This window comes from Ornithinimicrobium tianjinense (assembly GCF_014636495.1).
Classification (GTDB): domain Bacteria; phylum Actinomycetota; class Actinomycetes; order Actinomycetales; family Dermatophilaceae; genus Ornithinicoccus; species Ornithinicoccus tianjinensis.
Window position 1 is genome coordinate 1 of sequence record NZ_BMEM01000005.1, and the last position, 16121, is coordinate 16121.

The 16121-nt window shown below is 73.1% G+C and carries 14 protein-coding genes; 9 read left to right on the forward strand and 5 right to left on the reverse strand.

Features of this window, described 5'->3' with window-relative positions; translation table 11 throughout:
* Positions 1-360: 360 nt before the first annotated feature.
* The 3 genes from ilvA to IEV65_RS13390 are packed head-to-tail and all read right to left on the reverse strand — an operon-like array spanning position 361 to position 3870.
* A complete protein-coding gene (gene ilvA, locus IEV65_RS13380) occupies positions 361-1614 on the reverse strand; it encodes a threonine ammonia-lyase IlvA (RefSeq protein WP_188431626.1) in 1254 nt (417 codons plus the stop codon).
* On the reverse strand, positions 1611-2801 hold the full coding sequence (locus IEV65_RS13385; RefSeq protein WP_188431628.1) for a M20 metallopeptidase family protein: 1191 nt from the start codon (positions 2799-2801) through the stop codon (positions 1611-1613). The genes ilvA and IEV65_RS13385 overlap by 4 nt, the downstream gene beginning before the upstream one ends.
* 46 nt (positions 2802-2847) lie before the next feature.
* A complete protein-coding gene (locus IEV65_RS13390; protein ID WP_188431630.1) occupies positions 2848-3870 on the reverse strand; it encodes a 6-phosphofructokinase in 1023 nt (340 codons plus the stop codon).
* Positions 3871-4131: 261 nt separating this feature from the next.
* On the opposite strand from IEV65_RS13390, the gene IEV65_RS13395 reads away from it, so the two are divergent.
* Positions 4132-4725, forward strand: coding sequence for a biotin transporter BioY (locus tag IEV65_RS13395; RefSeq protein ID WP_188431632.1), 594 nt, complete (start codon positions 4132-4134; stop codon positions 4723-4725).
* A gap of 187 nt (positions 4726-4912) precedes the next feature.
* On the opposite strand, the gene IEV65_RS13400 is transcribed toward IEV65_RS13395, so the two are convergent.
* The gene (locus IEV65_RS13400; protein ID WP_188431634.1) at positions 4913-5977 is read right to left on the reverse strand and encodes a hypothetical protein; all 1065 of its coding nucleotides are present in this window, start codon (positions 5975-5977) and stop codon (positions 4913-4915) included.
* A gap of 42 nt (positions 5978-6019) precedes the next feature.
* Between IEV65_RS13400 and IEV65_RS13405 the strand changes: the two genes are divergently transcribed.
* From IEV65_RS13405 to IEV65_RS13435, 7 genes are all read left to right on the forward strand, one after another.
* Entirely contained in the window at positions 6020-6883 is an 864-nt protein-coding gene (locus tag IEV65_RS13405) for a hypothetical protein (RefSeq protein WP_188431635.1), read from the forward strand.
* Positions 6880-7143, forward strand: coding sequence for a hypothetical protein (locus tag IEV65_RS13410; RefSeq protein ID WP_188431637.1), 264 nt, complete (start codon positions 6880-6882; stop codon positions 7141-7143). The genes IEV65_RS13405 and IEV65_RS13410 overlap by 4 nt, the downstream gene beginning before the upstream one ends.
* A gap of 36 nt (positions 7144-7179) precedes the next feature.
* Complete coding sequence (locus IEV65_RS13415; RefSeq protein WP_188431639.1) at positions 7180-9039, forward strand: cation:proton antiporter; 1860 nt, start codon at positions 7180-7182, stop codon at positions 9037-9039.
* Between the two features lie 212 nt (positions 9040-9251).
* Positions 9252-9887, forward strand: a complete 636-nt coding sequence (locus IEV65_RS13420; RefSeq protein ID WP_188431641.1) for a hypothetical protein — start codon at positions 9252-9254, stop codon at positions 9885-9887.
* Between the two features lie 74 nt (positions 9888-9961).
* The gene (locus IEV65_RS13425; protein ID WP_188431643.1) at positions 9962-10549 is read left to right on the forward strand and encodes a class F sortase; all 588 of its coding nucleotides are present in this window, start codon (positions 9962-9964) and stop codon (positions 10547-10549) included.
* A 69-nt stretch (positions 10550-10618) separates the two neighbouring features.
* Positions 10619-11596, forward strand: coding sequence for a bile acid:sodium symporter family protein (locus IEV65_RS13430; RefSeq protein ID WP_188431645.1), 978 nt, complete (start codon positions 10619-10621; stop codon positions 11594-11596).
* A 110-nt stretch (positions 11597-11706) separates the two neighbouring features.
* Complete coding sequence (locus tag IEV65_RS13435; protein WP_229735285.1) at positions 11707-12870, forward strand: MFS transporter; 1164 nt, start codon at positions 11707-11709, stop codon at positions 12868-12870.
* 448 nt (positions 12871-13318) lie between these two features.
* Here the strand turns inward: IEV65_RS13435 and IEV65_RS13440 are convergent, their stop codons facing one another.
* On the reverse strand, positions 13319-15034 hold the full coding sequence (locus tag IEV65_RS13440) for an NAD-dependent malic enzyme (RefSeq protein ID WP_188431647.1): 1716 nt from the start codon (positions 15032-15034) through the stop codon (positions 13319-13321).
* A 41-nt stretch (positions 15035-15075) separates the two neighbouring features.
* Here IEV65_RS13440 and IEV65_RS13445 point away from each other — a divergent pair, with 41 nt between their 5' ends.
* Positions 15076-16086, forward strand: coding sequence for a lactonase family protein (locus IEV65_RS13445; RefSeq protein ID WP_188431649.1), 1011 nt, complete (start codon positions 15076-15078; stop codon positions 16084-16086).
* The last annotated feature ends 35 nt before the right edge of the window (positions 16087-16121 follow it).

A 16121-nucleotide genomic window follows, 5' to 3' on the forward strand; every position in this document is an offset into this window, starting at 1 on the left:
GCCGGTGGAAGGGGCGGGGTGGAGCGGCCGCCGTCGAGGGTGGGCTTGCGGAGGGGCGGGCGGGGCAGTCCGTGGCACGCGAACCGGACGCGCGACGCAGACAAGATCTTGCACCTGATGCACCCTCGTCGACGCTGCATGAGGTGCACAATCCTGTCTGGCTAGGAGGGGATGGCCGAGGTCAGGTGGGCCCGAGCGACACGTGGCCGAGGTCAGGGGGCCGGGGGCGACACGTGGCGGAGGCCAAGGGGCCCGAGGCCACGCGTGGCGGAGGTCAGGGCGCCGGGGGCGACACGTGGCCGAGGTCAGGTGGGCTGAACAGGGCTGACGACGGGCCGACGAGGGCCGGCGCCGCCGGCCTCAGAGGATGAACCGGAAGAGCGGGCTGTCCGGCGCGATCGGCTCGACCTCCATGGAGCTGCCGGCCATCCGCTCCAGCAGCGGCGCGAGGTCGGCCCGTGACCCGAGCTCGATGCCGACGAGCGCAGGCCCGGTCTCGCGGTTGTTGCGCTTGACGTACTCGAACAGCGCGATGTCGTCGTCCGGGCCCAGCACCTCGTCGAGGAAGCGCCGCAGCATGCCCGGCTCCTGCGGGAAGTCGACGAGGAAGTAGTGCTTGAGCCCCTCGTGGATGAGGGACCGCTCGACGACCTCGGCATACCGGAGCAGGTCGTTGTTGCCGCCGGAGACGACGACGACCACGTCGCCGCCGTCCGGCAGGTCGAGCTGGTCGAGCGCCGCGGCGGCGAGGGCTCCGGCAGGCTCGGCGATGATCCCGTCCGACTGGTAGAGCGCGATCATCTCGGTGCACACGCGTCCCTCCGGGACGGCGACGAGCCCGGGGGTATGCCGTGCGACCACCTGGTAGGTCCAGTCGCCCGCGCGCGCGACGGCCGCGCCGTCGACGAACCGGTCGATGTGCTCCAGGGTGACCGGGCCGCCGGCGCGCGTGGCCTCGATGAGGCACGCAGCGCCCCCCGGCTCGACACCGACGACGCGGGTGTCAGGGTGCCGCTCCGCGAGCCAGGTCAGGCAGCCCGCCAGCAGACCGCCGCCGCCGACCGGAAGGACGAGGACGTCCGGCGCGTGACCGAGGTCCTCGACGACCTCGCGGGCGACCGTGCCCTGGCCGGCGATGGTGTGCGGGTGGTCGAAGGCCGGCACCAGCGTGGCCCCGGTCCTCTCCACGTCGGCCTTGGCCGCAGCGGCGGCCTCGTCGTAGGTCTGGCCGCCCACGATCGCCTCGACCCAGTCGCCGCCGAACGCCGCCACCCGCTCGCGCTTCTGGCGCGGGGTGTTGGCGGGCAGGTAGATCCGGGCGTTGACGCCCAGGGTCGAGCAGGCATGCGCCACGCCCTGGGCGTGGTTGCCGGCGCTGGCGCAGACGACACCGGCCCAGATCTGCTCGCTGTCCAGCTGGGCGATGAGGTTGGCGGCCCCACGGACCTTGTAGGAGCGGACCGGCTGCAGGTCCTCCCGCTTGAGCCAGACCCGGGCACCGGTCGCCTCCGACAGCCGGCTGCAGAGCTGCAGCGGCGTGCGAGCAGCCCGACCGGAGATGCGCTCTGCTGCGGCGTCGACGTCCTCGGCGCTCGGCAGCGTCAGCTCGCTCACGACGCCTCGCGGGCCAGCCGGCGCAGCGCCAGCTCGGCCAGGGCAGCGGCCTGGTCAGCCAGGACGGCGTCGTCGAAGAGGACGCCCGGGGAGTGGTTCATCGCCGCCGTGGCGTGGTCGACGCCGGCGGGGCTGGCGTGCAGGAAGAGGAAGGTGCCCGGCACCTCCTCGAGGACGAAGCTGAAGTCCTCAGACCCCATGAGCGGGTCCGGGGACTCGATGACGCGCTCGGCACCGAAGAGGTCCCGCAGCTGCTCACCCACCCACGCGGACTCCGCGTCGTCGTTGATCGTCACGGGGTACTGCGCCGCGAACTCCACCTCCGCCGTGCACCCGTGCGCCGCGGCGATGCCCTGGGCGAGGCGGGTCGTCTGCTCGCGCATGGCGTCCACGCTCGCGTGGGAGAGCGTGCGCACCGTGGCGCCCAGGGAGGCGCTCTCCGGTATGACGTTGACCGCCTCTCCCGCGGACAGCTGGGTCACGGTCAGCACGACCGGGTCGAAGACGCTGAAGCGACGGGTGACCATCGTCTGCAGCTCGCCCGCGACGGCGATCAGCGCTGCGACGGGGTCGACGGCGGTGTGCGGCTGCGAGCCGTGGCCGCCCTTGCCGGTGACGGTGATGCGCAGGGTGTTGGAGCCCGCGAGCGCGGGGCCGGAGCGGTGCTCGAAGACGCCGACCGGCCCGGGGAAGACGTGGATCGCGTAGGCCGCGACCGGCTTCTCGCCGCTGGCCGTCAGGAGACCCTCCTCGAGCATGACCTTCGCCCCGGCGTAGCCCTCCTCGCCCGGCTGGAACATGAAGAGGACGTTGCCGGCGAGCTCCTCACGACGGGCGCTGAGCAGCCGCGCCGCCCCCACGAGCCCGGCCGTGTGCAGGTCGTGCCCGCACGCGTGCATGGTGCCGGTGGTGGCGGCGTAGTCCAGGCCGGTCTGCTCGGTGACGGGCAGGCCGTCCATGTCCCCGCGCAGCAGCACGGTCGGACCGGGACGCCCGCCGCGCAGCACGGCGACGACCGACGTGGTCCGGGTGCCGGTGGTGATCTCCAGCGGCAGCCCCTCGAGCTCGCGCAGCACGATGGCCTGGGTCTGCGGCAGGTCGAGCCCGACCTCGGGCACCTGGTGCAGCTCACGACGGAGCGCGGACAGGGACGGCTGGAGGGACTGCGCGTCGGTGAGGAGCGTCATACCGCTCGATCCTAGGGAACGACCACCCCACAGCGCGGAGGCCACCTCAGCCGAAGAGGATCGCGGCCTCTTCCCACTGGTCCCGGGGGACCGTCTTGAGCGCGCTCGTCGCGTCCCGGAGGTTGACGTTGACGATGTCGATGCCCTGGAGGGCGACCATCGTGCCCCACAGCTTGGCGCTCACCGCGTCGACCGCGGCGGTGCCGAAGCGGGTCGCGAGCACGCGGTCGTAGGAGCTCGGCACGCCGCCGCGCTGGAGGTGGCCCAGCGTGGTGTTGCGCGTCTCGATGCCGGTCTGCTCCTCGATGAGGCGGGTCACCTGCTCGCCGATGCCGCCCAGGCGCGGGCGGCCGAGGGCGTCCGCCTGACGCGTGTCGGCCTGCTGCTCCTCGCCCGGGAAGCTGAAGCCCTCGGCGACCACGACGACCGGCGCGCGACCGCGGTCCATCGCGTGCTGCACCCAGCCGCAGACCTGCTCCCGGGTCACCGGGACCTCCGGGATCAGGATGACGTGGGCGCCGCTGGCCATCCCCGCGTGGAGCGCGATCCAGCCCACCTGACGGCCCATGACCTCCACGACCATGCAGCGGCTGTGCGCCTCGCCGGTGGTCCGGAGGCGGTCTATCGACTCGGTCGCGACCGAGACCGCCGTGTCGAAGCCGAAGGTGCGGTCGGTGGCGGACAGGTCGTTGTCGATGGTCTTCGGCACGCCGACGACGTGGATGCCGTCGTCGTGGAACATCCGGGCCACCGTCAGCGTCCCCTCGCCGCCGATCGCGACGAGCGCGTCGATCTGGTGCTTGTCCATGACCTCCTGGACCCGCTCCGTGCCGCCGTGGTCGAACGGGCTCACCCGGGAGGTGCCCAGGATGGTGCCGCCGACCTTGGACAGTCCGCGGACCCGCTGGCGCGGCAGCGGCACGATGTCGTCCTGCACCAGGCCTCGGAAGCCGCCCTTGATCCCCACGAACTCGTGCTCGTAGATGCGGTCGCCCTTGAGCACCACGCCGCGGATGACGGCGTTGAGGCCGGGGCAGTCGCCACCGGCGGTGAGCAGGCCGATCTTCATGTGTTCCTCCGGGTCGGGGCTCGGGCGTGCGGGTGCGGGCGCAGGCCCGTGACGCAGGACGCCGGGCGCCTCGAGGAGGCGTCCGGCGTCGTCGCGGTTCTCAGGGTATGCCGTGCGCGCGCCCGGGTGTCAACGTGAGGCCGGTCCGGACTCCTGAGTAGGGGTGCCGCTGTGGCAGGCTTGGCCCACGTTGTCCCGTCGGTGGGCGTGCGCTGTCGGGCCGCCTCCCGCCCCGTCCATCTCGTGATCCAGGAGCCATCAGTGTCGACCTCCACCGCCGTCGCCCGCCCGGGCGTGCTCGCCGACCGTCTCGTCCCCACCAGCTCGGTGCTCACCGACGCCGCGCTCGTCGTCGGCGGCGCCGCCATCGTGGGTGCCCTGGCCCAGGTGACCATCCCGATGTGGCCGGTGCCGATCACCGGTCAGACGCTGGCCGTGATGCTGGTCGGCGGTGCGCTGGGGATGCGTCGGGGGGCGCTGTCGCTGCTCGTCTACATGCTCGTCGGCCTCGCCGGTGTGCCGTGGTTCGCCGAGGCCAACGGCGGGACGGCGATGGTGATGGCCCCGTCGTTCGGCTACATCGTCGGCTTCGTGCCCGCGGCCGCGCTCGCCGGCTGGGCGGCCGAGCGCGCGTGGGACCGCAACGTCGCCAAGGCGATGCTGGGCTTCCTCGCGGCGACCGCGCTGCCGTTCGTCGTCGGCGTGCCGTTCATGGGCTACGTGCTGGGCGAGTCCGACCCGGCCCTGCTCATGGAGTGGGGCGTCACCCCGTTCATCGTCCCCGGCATCATCAAGGCCGGCATCGCCGCCCTGCTCTTCCCGGCCGTCTGGAAGCTGGTCGGTCGCCGGGGCTGAGCCTCCTCGCTTGGGCTGAGCCTCCTCACGGGGGGCTGGAGCCTCCTCGCGGGGGGCTGAGCCTCCTCGCGCCAGAAGACCGTGGCGACCTGTGGCCCTCCCGGGGGCCATAAGTCGCCACGGTCTTCTTCGTGACGGGACGGGTGGCCACGGCACGTCGGGTCCGGTCCGGTCCGGTCCGCAAGCGTCAGGAGTCCTCGGCCTCCTCCAGGGCCGCGCGGGCCAGGTCACGCTGGTCCCGCGCGCTCCGGAGGTCCTCCTCGGCGGACTCGAGAGCCGCGGCCGCCTTCGTGCGCGAAGCGTCGGCGGTGTCCTGATGGGCGCGGGCCTGGGCGAGCAGCCGCTCGGCCTGGGCCACCTGCTCGCGCGCGACCTCAGCGTCGTCGGCGGCCTTCTGGTCGGCGTCGGCAGCCGCCTTGCGGGCAGCGCGGGCCGCGGCGACGGCCTTCTCGGCCTCGTCCAGCTCCATCTCCAGCTCGGCCACGCGATCGGCGGTGGCCTTCCCGTCCTGATGCTCGACCGGCTCGGCGGGTTCCGCTGCCTCGGGCCCCGCGGGCTCCACCCGCTCCTGTGCCTCGGGCTCCGGGGGCTCCACCTGCTCCTGTGCCTCGGCGGGCTCGACCGGCTCTTCCGGCTCTTCCGGCTCTTCCTGCTCGACCGGCTCCTCCGGCTCCTCGCGCGCGGCCCGACCACCCTCGATCCGGGTGAACACCACGCCGGTGCTGGTGCGGGCGACCGCGTCGGCGACGTCGACCTCGCCGAACCCGCTGTAGCTCAGGCCCCGGGTCAGCGACCCGCTCGTGACCACCTCGGTCGCGGCGGCGTCCGCGAGCGCGGCGACGGCGGTGTCGCGCACCTCCGCCTCGACGGCGGCGGTCAGGCTGCCCCCGGGGGAGTGCGCCCTCGCTGCGGCGACCCACGCCGCGAGCAGGTCGTCGCGCTCGCCCCTCAGGCCGGCCAGCGCCGCCATGTCCATCGCCGACTGCGCGTGCCGCATCCGCGCGCCGACGTCGAGCAGCTCCTCCACCACCGGGTCGTCCGCGCGCACGAGGGCGTTGACGGCCGCGGCGGCGACGCTCGGCTTGCTCAGCGCCGCGACCTGCGTGGCCACCTCGCGCAGCCCCTCGGCCCGCAGCCGGGCGACCTGCTCCTTGCGCGTCGCGACGAAGGCCTCCGGCGCCACGGCGTAGACCGCGTCGACCGCACGCGCCAGCGCCTCCGCGGCGACGGGGTCGGGAGCGCTGTCGGCCATGGTGCCGACCCTAGAGGAGTGCCGGCCACCTAGGCTGTGCCCGTGGCCGCGTCCGACATCGTCCCCCTGCACGTCCTGGGGACCGATGTGGACCTCCACGTCGGCGGCCACCGCACGCCTCATCTGGTCCAAGTCCTCCGTGACCGCTGGCACCTGTGCCTGCGCGCCGACGGGACGCCGACCTCTGCCGAGCCTCCGCAGGTCGTGGGCGCCACCCTCCTCGAGCCGGACGCCGCGCCCGGCGCGAGCGCCACCTCGGACCCGGCCGCCGCGCCCGGCTGGGCCCGCGGGGACTCGGTCAGCGACTCCGACGAGCCCCGGCTCCTCCAGCGCCTGACGCAGTCCGTGACGTATGCCGCGATCGGCGCCCGCTCCGGCGAGCTGCTCATGCTCCACGCAGCCGGCCTCGCCGACCCGGTGACGGGCGCGACCGCGGCGTTCGTGGCCCCCGGCAACACCGGCAAGACGACCCTGTGCCGCACCCTGGGGCCGGCACGCTCCTATGTCTCCGACGAGACCGTAGGGGTGCGCCGGGACGGGACGGTCACGCCATACCCCAAGCCGTTGTCGACCCGCCGGCCCGACTGGGCGGGCGTCAAGGACGAGCAGGCGCCGGGGAGTCTGGGGCTGCGCGCGCCGGAGGTGACCCCCTGGCTGGCCGGGGTGGTCCTGCTGCGGCGCGTCGAGGGGCACAGGGGGGCCCCGGAGGTCGAGGAGCTCGACGTGCTCGACGCCATCATGGCCATCACCCCGGAGTCCTCGGCGTTCATGCGGACGGAGCGGCCGCTGCACTGGCTCGCGGACGTCCTCGACCGCACGGGCGGCGCACGCCGGGTCACCTACGGCGAGGTGGGCGAGCTCGAGCCGCTCGTCGGCGAGATCTGCGGGCGGAGGTCGCCGTGGTGACCTGGCGCGCGGTCCCCGCGCACGACGAGCTGCACCGCGACGGGGAGTCGCTGGTGCTGGTCGACGGCCGGGTCCAGCGCGTCTCCGCGCTGGGGACGGCCGTGCGGGAGCTCGCTGCGCAGCCGGTCGGGGAGGACGTGCTCGCGCGGATGCTGGAGGAGCGGTTCGGGGCGCCGCCGACGGGCGACCTCCTCACCCTGACGCGGGCCGCGCTCGCCGACCTCGTCCGCGCCGGGCTGCTCGAGCGCCTCGAGGACTGAGCTCCACCCCGGTCGTGGCTGGCACACTGGTCGGCCGTGACACCTGCTGCCTACCTCGCCCTCGTCCTGACCGTGGGGGCGGTCTGTCAGCTGGTGGCCTACCGTCTGCGCATCCCCTCGATCCTGCTCCTGCTCGTCGCCGGCTTCGGCCTTGGCCAGCTCCTCTCGCCGGAGAAGCTGCTCGGTCGCGACGTGCTCTTCGCCGGGGTCAGCCTGGCCGTGGCGGTGATCCTCTTCGAGGGCTCGCTGTCGCTGCGGTTCCGTGACCTGCGGGGGCTGTCCCGCTCGGTATGGCGTCTGTGCACCGTCACCGTCGCGCTCGCCTGGGTGCTCATCACCTCGGCGGCGATGGTGGCCGGCCTGCCGTGGGAGCTCGCGCTGCTGGTCGGGGCGCTGCTCGTCGTGACCGGCCCCACCGTGATCGCGCCGATCGTGCGCCAGCTGCGGCCGACCCGGCGGGTCTCCTCGATGCTGCGCTGGGAGGGGATCGTCGTCGACCCCATCGGCGCGGTGCTGGCCCTGCTCGTCTTCCAGGCCATCATCGTCGGCGGCTCGGAGGGGGCGCTCGCCACGGCGGGGCTCACGCTCGTGCGGACGGTGGTGGTCGCGACGGTGCTGAGCGTCGCGGTCGGGGCGCTGCTGGAGGTCGCGCTGCGTCGCTACGTCATACCCGACTTCCTGGAGGGGGTGTGCTTCCTCGCCGCCGCGGTCGGTGCGTTCGTCCTCTCGGGTGCCCTGCAGCCGGACAGCGGGCTGCTCACCGTGACGATGCTGGGGATCTACCTGGCCAACCGTCCGGGCCTGCGGCTGGAGCACGTCCGGGAGTTCAAGGAGAACCTGCAGATCCTCATCGTCGGGACCCTCTTCGTGCTGCTCGCCGGACGGGTCACGCCGGCACAGGTGGTCGAGGTGGCCCCGACCGCGGTGGTCTTCGTCACCCTGCTGGTCCTCGTGGTGCGGCCGGCCTCGGTGTGGCTGGGGCTGCTCGGGACCGAGGCGTCCCGCGCGGAGCGGACCCTGATGGCGTTCATGGCGCCGCGCGGCATCGTGGCCGCGTCGGTGACGAGCGTCTTCGCCCTGGAGATCGAGCACGCCGCCGAGCGGGCGTCCGAGCGGGCGCTGCGCGGCGGCGAGACCCCGGTGGAGACGCTGGCGCTGGAGGCCGACGCCGAGCGGCTCCGGTCCCTCGTCGTGGAGTCGGCCGACCTCGTGCCGCTGGTCTTCGTCACCATCGTGGTGACCGTCGCCGTCTACGGCCTGGGCGTCGGTCGGCTCGCGGAGCGGCTGGGCCTGGCCACGACGACCCCCAACGGCGTGCTCTTCGCGGGCGCCTCCACCTGGGCCCGGCAGGCCGCCGAGGTGCTGGGTCGCCTCGGGGTGCCCACCCTGCTGGTGAGCCTGGCCCCCTCGGAGGTCATGCAGGCGCGGCTCGCCGGCCTGCGCGTGGAGCGCACCCACATCCTGTCGGAGTATGCCGTGGAGGACATGGAGCTCGCCGGCATCGGCTCGTTGGTCGCCGCCACCTACGACGACGACAGCAACTCCACGGCGGTCAAGGAGTTCGGGCGGACGCTGGGCTCGCGGCAGACCTACCAGCTGAGCCGGCAGGGGGTGGGCAGCAAGGACACGCAGCGCACGGCCTCCCGCCTCACCGGGCAGATCGCCTTCGACCCGCCGCTGACCGCACCCGAGCTGGAGCGGCGCGTGCGCGAGGGGATGCAGGTGCGGCATACCCGGCTCACCGACAAGCACTCGCTGGCGCAGTTCGAGGAGCGCGAGCCGGACGCCGTGCACCTCTTCACCGTCACCGGCCGCACGGCCCGGGTGGTGACGGTCGCGGACCCGGCCCCGCAGACGGGCGTGACCCTGGTGGCGCTGGTCCGTCCTCGCGTCTGAGTCGGGTCCGAGGCGGGGTGTGAGTCGGGTCTGAGGCGGCGTCTGGTGCGGGGGACACGCGCGACACGCCGGGGTGCTGGCGTCGGCGCGACAGCCGCACTATGGTACGGGAGCGTCAGAAGTTGCACCTGTGTCATTTGTGACTGGTGTGACTCCTGATACGTGAACGGGCGGGGCAGGTCGCCACGTCGTCGCCGTCGAGAGGAACCGCTATGCGCACCACCATGACCGCCCGCGGCCTTGCCGCAGGGACCGGTGCCGCCGTCCTGGTCCTGGCCGGTGCCGTGGCCGCCCAGGCCATCCCCGGACAGCCCACCGGCGAGTTCTGGGAGGAGTACTACACCGGCCTCGGCATGGAGGGGGTCGCGTGCACCGCCGTGCCCGCGCCGTCCAACGCCGACCTGTCCATCACCGTGACCGACGCCTGGGACGCCGAGCTGTCCGAGGGCAACGAGTGGATCGGGATCGTCCTCAAGGTCGCCGACGACTACGAGCCCCAGGCCTGGACCGGCTACGGGGTCTACACCTACGGCGGCGAGGTCCCGGGCGAATCCCCGGGCAACGTCACCCACATCATCATGTGCCAGGGCCCCGGCGAGGACGCCGAGGAGACCACCGACCCGGAGCAGACGACCGACCCGGAGGAGACCACGGATCCCGGCGAGACGACCGAGCCGGGGGAGACGACCGAGCCCGGCGAGACCACCTCGCCCACCGGTCCGCCCGTCGAGACCGACGGTCCGTCCTCGCGGTCGGCCAACGTGGGTCTCGTGGGCGGCGCCGCGCTCGCGCTCGCCGGTGCGGGTGCGGCCGGGTGGGCGATGCGTCGTCGGCCCGACGCCCGCTGAGCCTCGACACCCTGTCGTCCGCGAGAGAAGCCCGACCCGACCGGGCCACCGGACCTGACCCACGGCATACCTGAATGAAACGCAACCTCAGCCTCGTCGTCCCCACCGGCCTGCTCGTCGCCGCGCTCGGAGTGAGCACGCTGACCGTGCAGGCGGTGGGGGCGCTGGCCGACAGCCGGGGGCGGTCGGTGTCCGCCGACGGGGCCGACGCCCCGGCCTGGCTGACCGTCCAGGCGGCCGGCATCGAGAAGGAACCGGTCGCGCCGGAGGGGCTCACCGCCCAGGGGACCGTGGACCCCGACCAGGGGGAGACGATCTGGTACGACGGCAGCGGCCGCGTCGTGCCGGGCCAGCGCGGGACCGCGGTCATCGCGGCGCACATGATCTACTACGAGGAGCCGGACGTCTTCTACGACCTCGGCGAGGTCACGGAGGGCGACGTCGTCACCATCGGCTACCGCAACGGCACCACGCGCGACTTCGTCATCACCGACACCCAGCAGATCAGCAAGAAGGGTCTGCAGACCGCGCCGCAGGTCTGGGGCGACCAGGACGAGGTGGCCCGCATCGCCCTCATCACCTGCGACGACTCCCTGGGCGAGCGCTCCGACGGTCACCGCAAGGCCAACTTCGTCGCGATCGCCGAGGCCGTCGACGGCTGACCCGACGTCAACCAGGTGGGTGGGGGTGGGTAGCCTGCTCGGGTCCGGCACCCCGACCCCGAGGAACCCATGAGCGTCGTCGACGAACACACCCCCGCCACCGGCCCCACCGCCGCCGAGGACGCGAGCGCCCTGCGCGCCGTGACCATCTTCCCGGTCCTCGTGCTGCTGGCGGGCCTCGCCGGATGGCTCTTCGCCGGCCCCATCTCCACGCAGGTCGGGCTGATCACGCCCCTGCTCGGCGTCATCATGTTCGGGATGGGCCTGACGCTCACCCTGCCGGACTTCCGGCTCGTCGTCGCGCGGCCGCTGCCGGTGCTGCTCGGCGTCGTGGCGCAGTACGGCATCATGCCGCTCCTCGGTCTGGCCGTCGCCACCCTCCTGCGGCTGCCCCCCGAGCTCGCCGTCGGCGTGATCCTCGTCGGCTGCGTCCCCGGTGGCACCGCCTCCAACGTGGTGTCCTACCTGGCCCGCGCCGACGTCGCGCTGTCGGTGGCCATGACCTCCGTGTCGACGCTGCTGGCGCCGATCATGACGCCGCTGCTCACCCTGTGGCTGGTCGGCGAGCGGCTGCCCGTCGACGGCGTCGGTATGGCGCTGGCGATCGTCCAGATCGTGCTGGTGCCGGTGCTGCTCGGGCTCGTGGTCCGCGCCTTCCTGCCCTCGCTCGTGCGTCGGTTCCTGCCGGCGCTGCCGTGGTTCTCGGTGGCCGTGATCTGCATCGTCGTCGCGATCGTCGTGTCGCTGTCCGCGGACAAGATCGTCGAGGCCGGTCTGGTCGTCCTGCTGGCGGTGATCCTGCACAACGGTCTGGGCCTCGCGCTGGGTTACGCCTTCGGCCGGGTCACCGGACAGGGCGAACGGTCGGCCCGCACCATGGCGATCGAGGTCGGTATGCAGAACTCCGGCCTCGCCGCGGGTCTTGCCGCCCAGTTCTTCACCCCGGTCGCGGGCCTGCCCGGCGCGGTCTTCTCCGTGTGGCACAACCTGTCCGGCGCAGTGCTGGCCGGCTACTTCCGCCGCCGGGACGCGCGCGGTCAGGGCTGAGCGACCGGGTCCACCCCGAGGGCCTGTTGCCCGCCCGGCCGGTCGCGTAGGTGCCCGGCATCACTGTGGCAGGGAAGGGCCGCCCTGCCCAGGGGCCGTAGCCTGGTTCGGTGCCCAGTCGTCAGCTCGCCGCCATCGCCCTCGTGCTCGGCGGGGTCGGCATCGGGATCACCGAGTTCGTCACCATGGGCCTGCTGCCCCAGATCGCCGAGGGGCTGGGGGTGGACCTGCCGGCCGCGGGGCACGCCATCTCCGCCTACGCCCTCGGTGTCGTCGTCGGCTCTCCCCTCATCGCCCTGGGCGCCGCCCGTATGCCGATGCGCGCCGTCCTCGTCGCGCTCATGGGGGTCTTCGCGGTGGGGAACGCGCTCGCTGCCGCGGCCCCGACCTACGAGACGCTCGTCGGGGCCCGCTTCCTCGCGGGGCTGCCGCACGGCGGCTTCTTCGGTCTCGCCTCGCTGGTCGCCGTCGCGATGGCGCCCCGCGGTCAAGGGGGCCGGGCAGTCGGGACGGTGATGCTCGGCATTCCGATCGCGATGGTCGTCGGGGTGCCGCTCGGGACGTGGGCGGGGCAGGTGCTCGGCTGGCGGGCCGCCTACTGGGCGGTGGCCGTGATCGGGTTGGTCACAGCCCTGCTGGTGCGGGCGTGGGTGCCCCACTTCCCGGCCGAGAAGGACCGCTCCTTCCGGACCGAGCTCCGCGCATTCGGCAACCTGCAGTTCTGGCTGGCGATGCTCGTCGGGGCGGTCGGCTTCGGCGGGATGTTCGCGATGTACTCCTACATCGCGCCCACCATCGAGCAGGTGACCGGCCTGGACCGCGGGTGGGTGCCGCTCTTCCTGCTGGTGTACGGCGTCTTCTCGCTGATCGGGACCTCGATGGGCGGCCGGCTCGGGGACTGGTCGGTCCTGCGATCGCTGGCCCTCATGGGGATCGTCTCGGCGGTGTCGCTGCTGGCGTTCTGGCAGACGAGCCGCTGGGCCGTGCCTGCCCTGGTGACCCTCGCGTTCGTGGCGCTGTCGGGGTCGTCATGGGTGGTCGTGCTCCAGCTGCGGCTGATGCTGGTCGCCGGCGAGGCCAAGACGCTCGGCGCCGCCATGAACCACTCCGCCCTCAACGTCGCGAACGCTCTCGGTGCCTGGCTCGGCGGCCTCGTGATCGCCGGCGGCTACGGCCTGCGTGCCCCGTCCCTCGTCGGGGCCGGCCTGTCCGCGGGCGGGCTGGCGCTGCTCGCGCTCTCCGTCCTGCTGCACCGCCGACCGGACAGGCGTTAGTGCCCGACCGGACAGGCGTTGCTGCCCGACCGGACAGGCGTTCTTGCCGGACCGGACAGTCGTTCCTGCCGGACCGGACAGGCGTTCCTGCCCGACCGGACAGGCGTTAGTGCCGGACCGGACAGGCGTTAGTGCCGGACCGGACAGGCGTTCCTGCCCGAAGTGACTGGCACTAACGCCTGGCCGGTCGGGTGAGAGCAGATGCCCTGACCGTGGTGGCGCTAGCGCCTGTCCGGACGGGGTGGGGACAGGACAGGCGGAGCGGGTCTGGCGCTAGCGCCTGTCCGGTGTGCAGTAGCGCCTGTCCGGTGTGGCAGGAGCGCCTGTCCGGTCGTGTGGGGGCAGGACACGCGGGGCGGGGCTGGCACTAACGCCTGTCCGGTGTGCAGTAGCGCCTGTCCGGTGGCAGTAACGCCTGTCCGGTGTGGCAGTAACGCCTGTCCGGTGGTCAGATGGCTTCGATCTCGGGGTAGCGCGGCTGCCACATGCGCTCGAAGACCTGGCCGACCGGGTCGGTGAGCGGCCGCTGGGCCACCCCCTCCTCGGTCGCCCGCGTGGCCACGGCGATCGCGACTGTGGCGGAGACCAGGCGCAGGTCGCCCATGCCCGGCAGGAGCGGGGCGCCGGGGCGCCAGGTGTTGACCATGCCGGCCAGCGCCTGGGCCGCCGCGGCGATCATCCCGTCGGTCACCCGGCTCGCGCGGCACGCGGCCACACCCAGCCCGAGCCCGGGGAAGATGAGCGCGTTGTTGGACTGGGCGATGACGTGCCGCACCCCGTCGTGGTCGACCGGGTCGAACGGGCTTCCCGTCGCCACCAACGCCTTGCCGTCGGTCCACTCCAGCAGGTCGGCGGGCGTCGCCTCCGCGCGGCTCGTCGGGTTGGACAGGGGGAAGATGATCGGCCGCGCCGTGTGGCGGGCCATCTCCTCGACGATCTCCCGGGTGAAGGCGCCGCCCTTGGTCGAGGTGCCGATGAGGATCGTGGGCCGCACGTTGCGGATGACGTCCATCAGTCCGATGTGGTCCGGCCGCTCGAGCTCCCACCCGGCCACGTCCGTGCGGCTGCGCGCCCACGGCTTCTGGAACTCGTGCAGCCGGTGGTCGTCCTCGAGGTAGAGGCCCTGGATCCCGATCGGCCAGAACCGTGAGTAGGCCTCCTCCTCGGTCTCCGAGTGCCCGGTCCGCAACATCTGGTCCCGCACCAGGCTGGCGATCCCCATGCCCGCGCTGCCCGCGCCGAAGACCACGATCCGGTGGTCGTCGAGGTCGACACCGGTCACCTCCACGGCGGCCAGGAGCGCGGCGAGGACCACGGCTGCGGTCCCCTGGATGTCGTCGTTGAAGGTGCAGACCTCGTCCTTGTAGCGATCCAGGATCCGGTAGGCGTTGGCCGTGCCGACGTCCTCCCAGTGGATCAGGGCCTGGGGGAACAGCTCGGTCACCGTCGAGACGAACTGGGCGATGAAATCGTCATACCGCTCGCCGCGCACCCGGCTGTGCGGCTCGCCCAGGTAGAGGTCGCTCGAGAGCAGCCCGAGGTTGTCGGTACCTACGTCCAGCACCACCGGGATGACCCGCCGCGGGTGGATGCCGGCGGCGGCGGTGTAGACCGACAGCTTGCCGATGGCGATCTGGATCCCGCCGATGCCCTGGTCGCCGATGCCGAGGATGCCCTCCGAGTCGGTCACGCAGATGAGGTCGACGTCGTCGGCGCCCAGGCCGTAGTTGCGCAGCGACTGCTCCATCTTGTCGGGGCGGTCGATGGACAGGAAGACGCCCCGGGGCCGGTTGTAGGTGCTGCTGAACCGCTCGATCGCCTCACCGATCGTCGGGGTGTAGATGACCGGGAGCATCTCCTGGAGGTGGTCGGAGAGCAGGCGGTAGAAGAGGACCTCGTTGCGGTCGCGCAGGGCGTTGAGCGTGAGGAACTTGCCGAGCATCGACTTGTTGGAGCGGTACTGCTCGTAGACGCGGCGGGTCTGGTTCTCAAGGGTGGTGTAGCCCGTCGGCATGAGGCCGTCGATCTCCAGCGCCTCGCGCTCCGCCGCGGTGAACGCGGTGCCCCGGTTGGTCATCGGGTTGGACAGCACCGCCCGTCCCCGGGTGCGGATGCGCAGCTTGCCGGCGCCGATCGTCGTGTCCTGGTCGTACTCGCGGCCCATGAGGCCTCACTCTAGGCCGGGGTGCTGACACGATGGGCAGCATGTCGACGATCTACCTCGGTGGGTACACCAGCGGCCAGCCCCCGCACCGGTCCGGTCTCGCGCGGGTGACCTGGACGCCGGACGGCTTCGGTGACGTCGAGCAGGTCGACGGCCCCGCCGACCCCTCCTGGCTGGTCCGTGCCGGCACGGAGGTGTATGCCGTCTCCGAGGGTCCCGCCCCGAGCGTCGCCCGGGTGCGTCCCGGCTCGGGCGTGGTCGCCGAGGCGGCCCTCGAGGGCGGGGGCCCGTGCCACCTCGCGCTGTCGCCGGACGGCCGGCGTCTGGTGGCCAGCAGCTACGTCGGGGGCAGCATCACGCTGCTCGGGATCGACGGCGACGCCGAGGCCCACGACCCCGGTCTGCGGGTGCTCGACCGGCTGGTCTTCGGCGGGTCCGGGCCGCACGAGCGGCAGGACGCCCCGCACGCGCACCAGGCCGTGTTCCTGGACGAGGAGCGGCTGCTCGTCTGCGACCTGGGGACCGACCAGGTCCACGAGGTGAGCGTCGGGGAGGGGGCGCTGCGGCATACCGGGGACATCACCCTGCCCCCGGGCACGGGCCCCCGCCACCTGGCCCTCGCGCCCGGCCGGGAGGACCTCCTGTGGGTCGTCGGCGAGCTCGACCAGAGCGTCCACACCGTGGTGCGCGAACCTGCGGGATGGGCCGTGCGGCAGACGGTCTCGACCGTCCCCGGCGGACCGGGCCCCGGCGAGACGACCACCGCGGGGATCGTCGTGTCGCCCGACGGCTCCCACGTCTACGTCAGCACCCGCGGGACGGACACCGTCTCGGCGTTCGCGGCCGGCGACGACGGGCGGCTCACGCTGCGGCAGCAGGTGGTGACCGGGCACTGGCCACGATTCATCGGCTGGCTGCCCGGTGAGGAGGGCCGCCACCTCGTGGTCGCCGCCGAGCGCGAGGGCTCCGTCGACGTCTGGTCGGTCGACGAGGGCACCCTCGAGGAGATCGGCCACAGCCTCGCCTGGTCCGCTCCCACCTGGGCCGGGTGACCACCCCACACCCCCAGCCACCATTCCCACCGAGC

What these genes read in the sequence shown, in the direction of transcription:
- IEV65_RS13430 (WP_188431645.1), top strand. Translation starts at nt 10,619, where the DNA reads ATGAGCGTCGTCGACGAACACACCCCCGCCACCGGCCCCACCGCCGCC.
- IEV65_RS13445 (WP_188431649.1), top strand. Translation starts at nt 15,076, where the DNA reads ATGTCGACGATCTACCTCGGTGGGTACACCAGCGGCCAGCCCCCGCAC.
- IEV65_RS13390 (WP_188431630.1), bottom strand. Translation starts at nt 3,870, where the DNA reads ATGAAGATCGGCCTGCTCACCGCCGGTGGCGACTGCCCCGGCCTCAAC.
- IEV65_RS13420 (WP_188431641.1), top strand. Translation starts at nt 9,252, where the DNA reads ATGCGCACCACCATGACCGCCCGCGGCCTTGCCGCAGGGACCGGTGCC.
- IEV65_RS13385 (WP_188431628.1), bottom strand. Translation starts at nt 2,801, where the DNA reads ATGACGCTCCTCACCGACGCGCAGTCCCTCCAGCCGTCCCTGTCCGCG.
- IEV65_RS13425 (WP_188431643.1), top strand. Translation starts at nt 9,962, where the DNA reads ATGAAACGCAACCTCAGCCTCGTCGTCCCCACCGGCCTGCTCGTCGCC.
- IEV65_RS13440 (WP_188431647.1), bottom strand. Translation starts at nt 15,034, where the DNA reads ATGGGCCGCGAGTACGACCAGGACACGACGATCGGCGCCGGCAAGCTG.
- IEV65_RS13400 (WP_188431634.1), bottom strand. Translation starts at nt 5,977, where the DNA reads ATGGCCGACAGCGCTCCCGACCCCGTCGCCGCGGAGGCGCTGGCGCGT.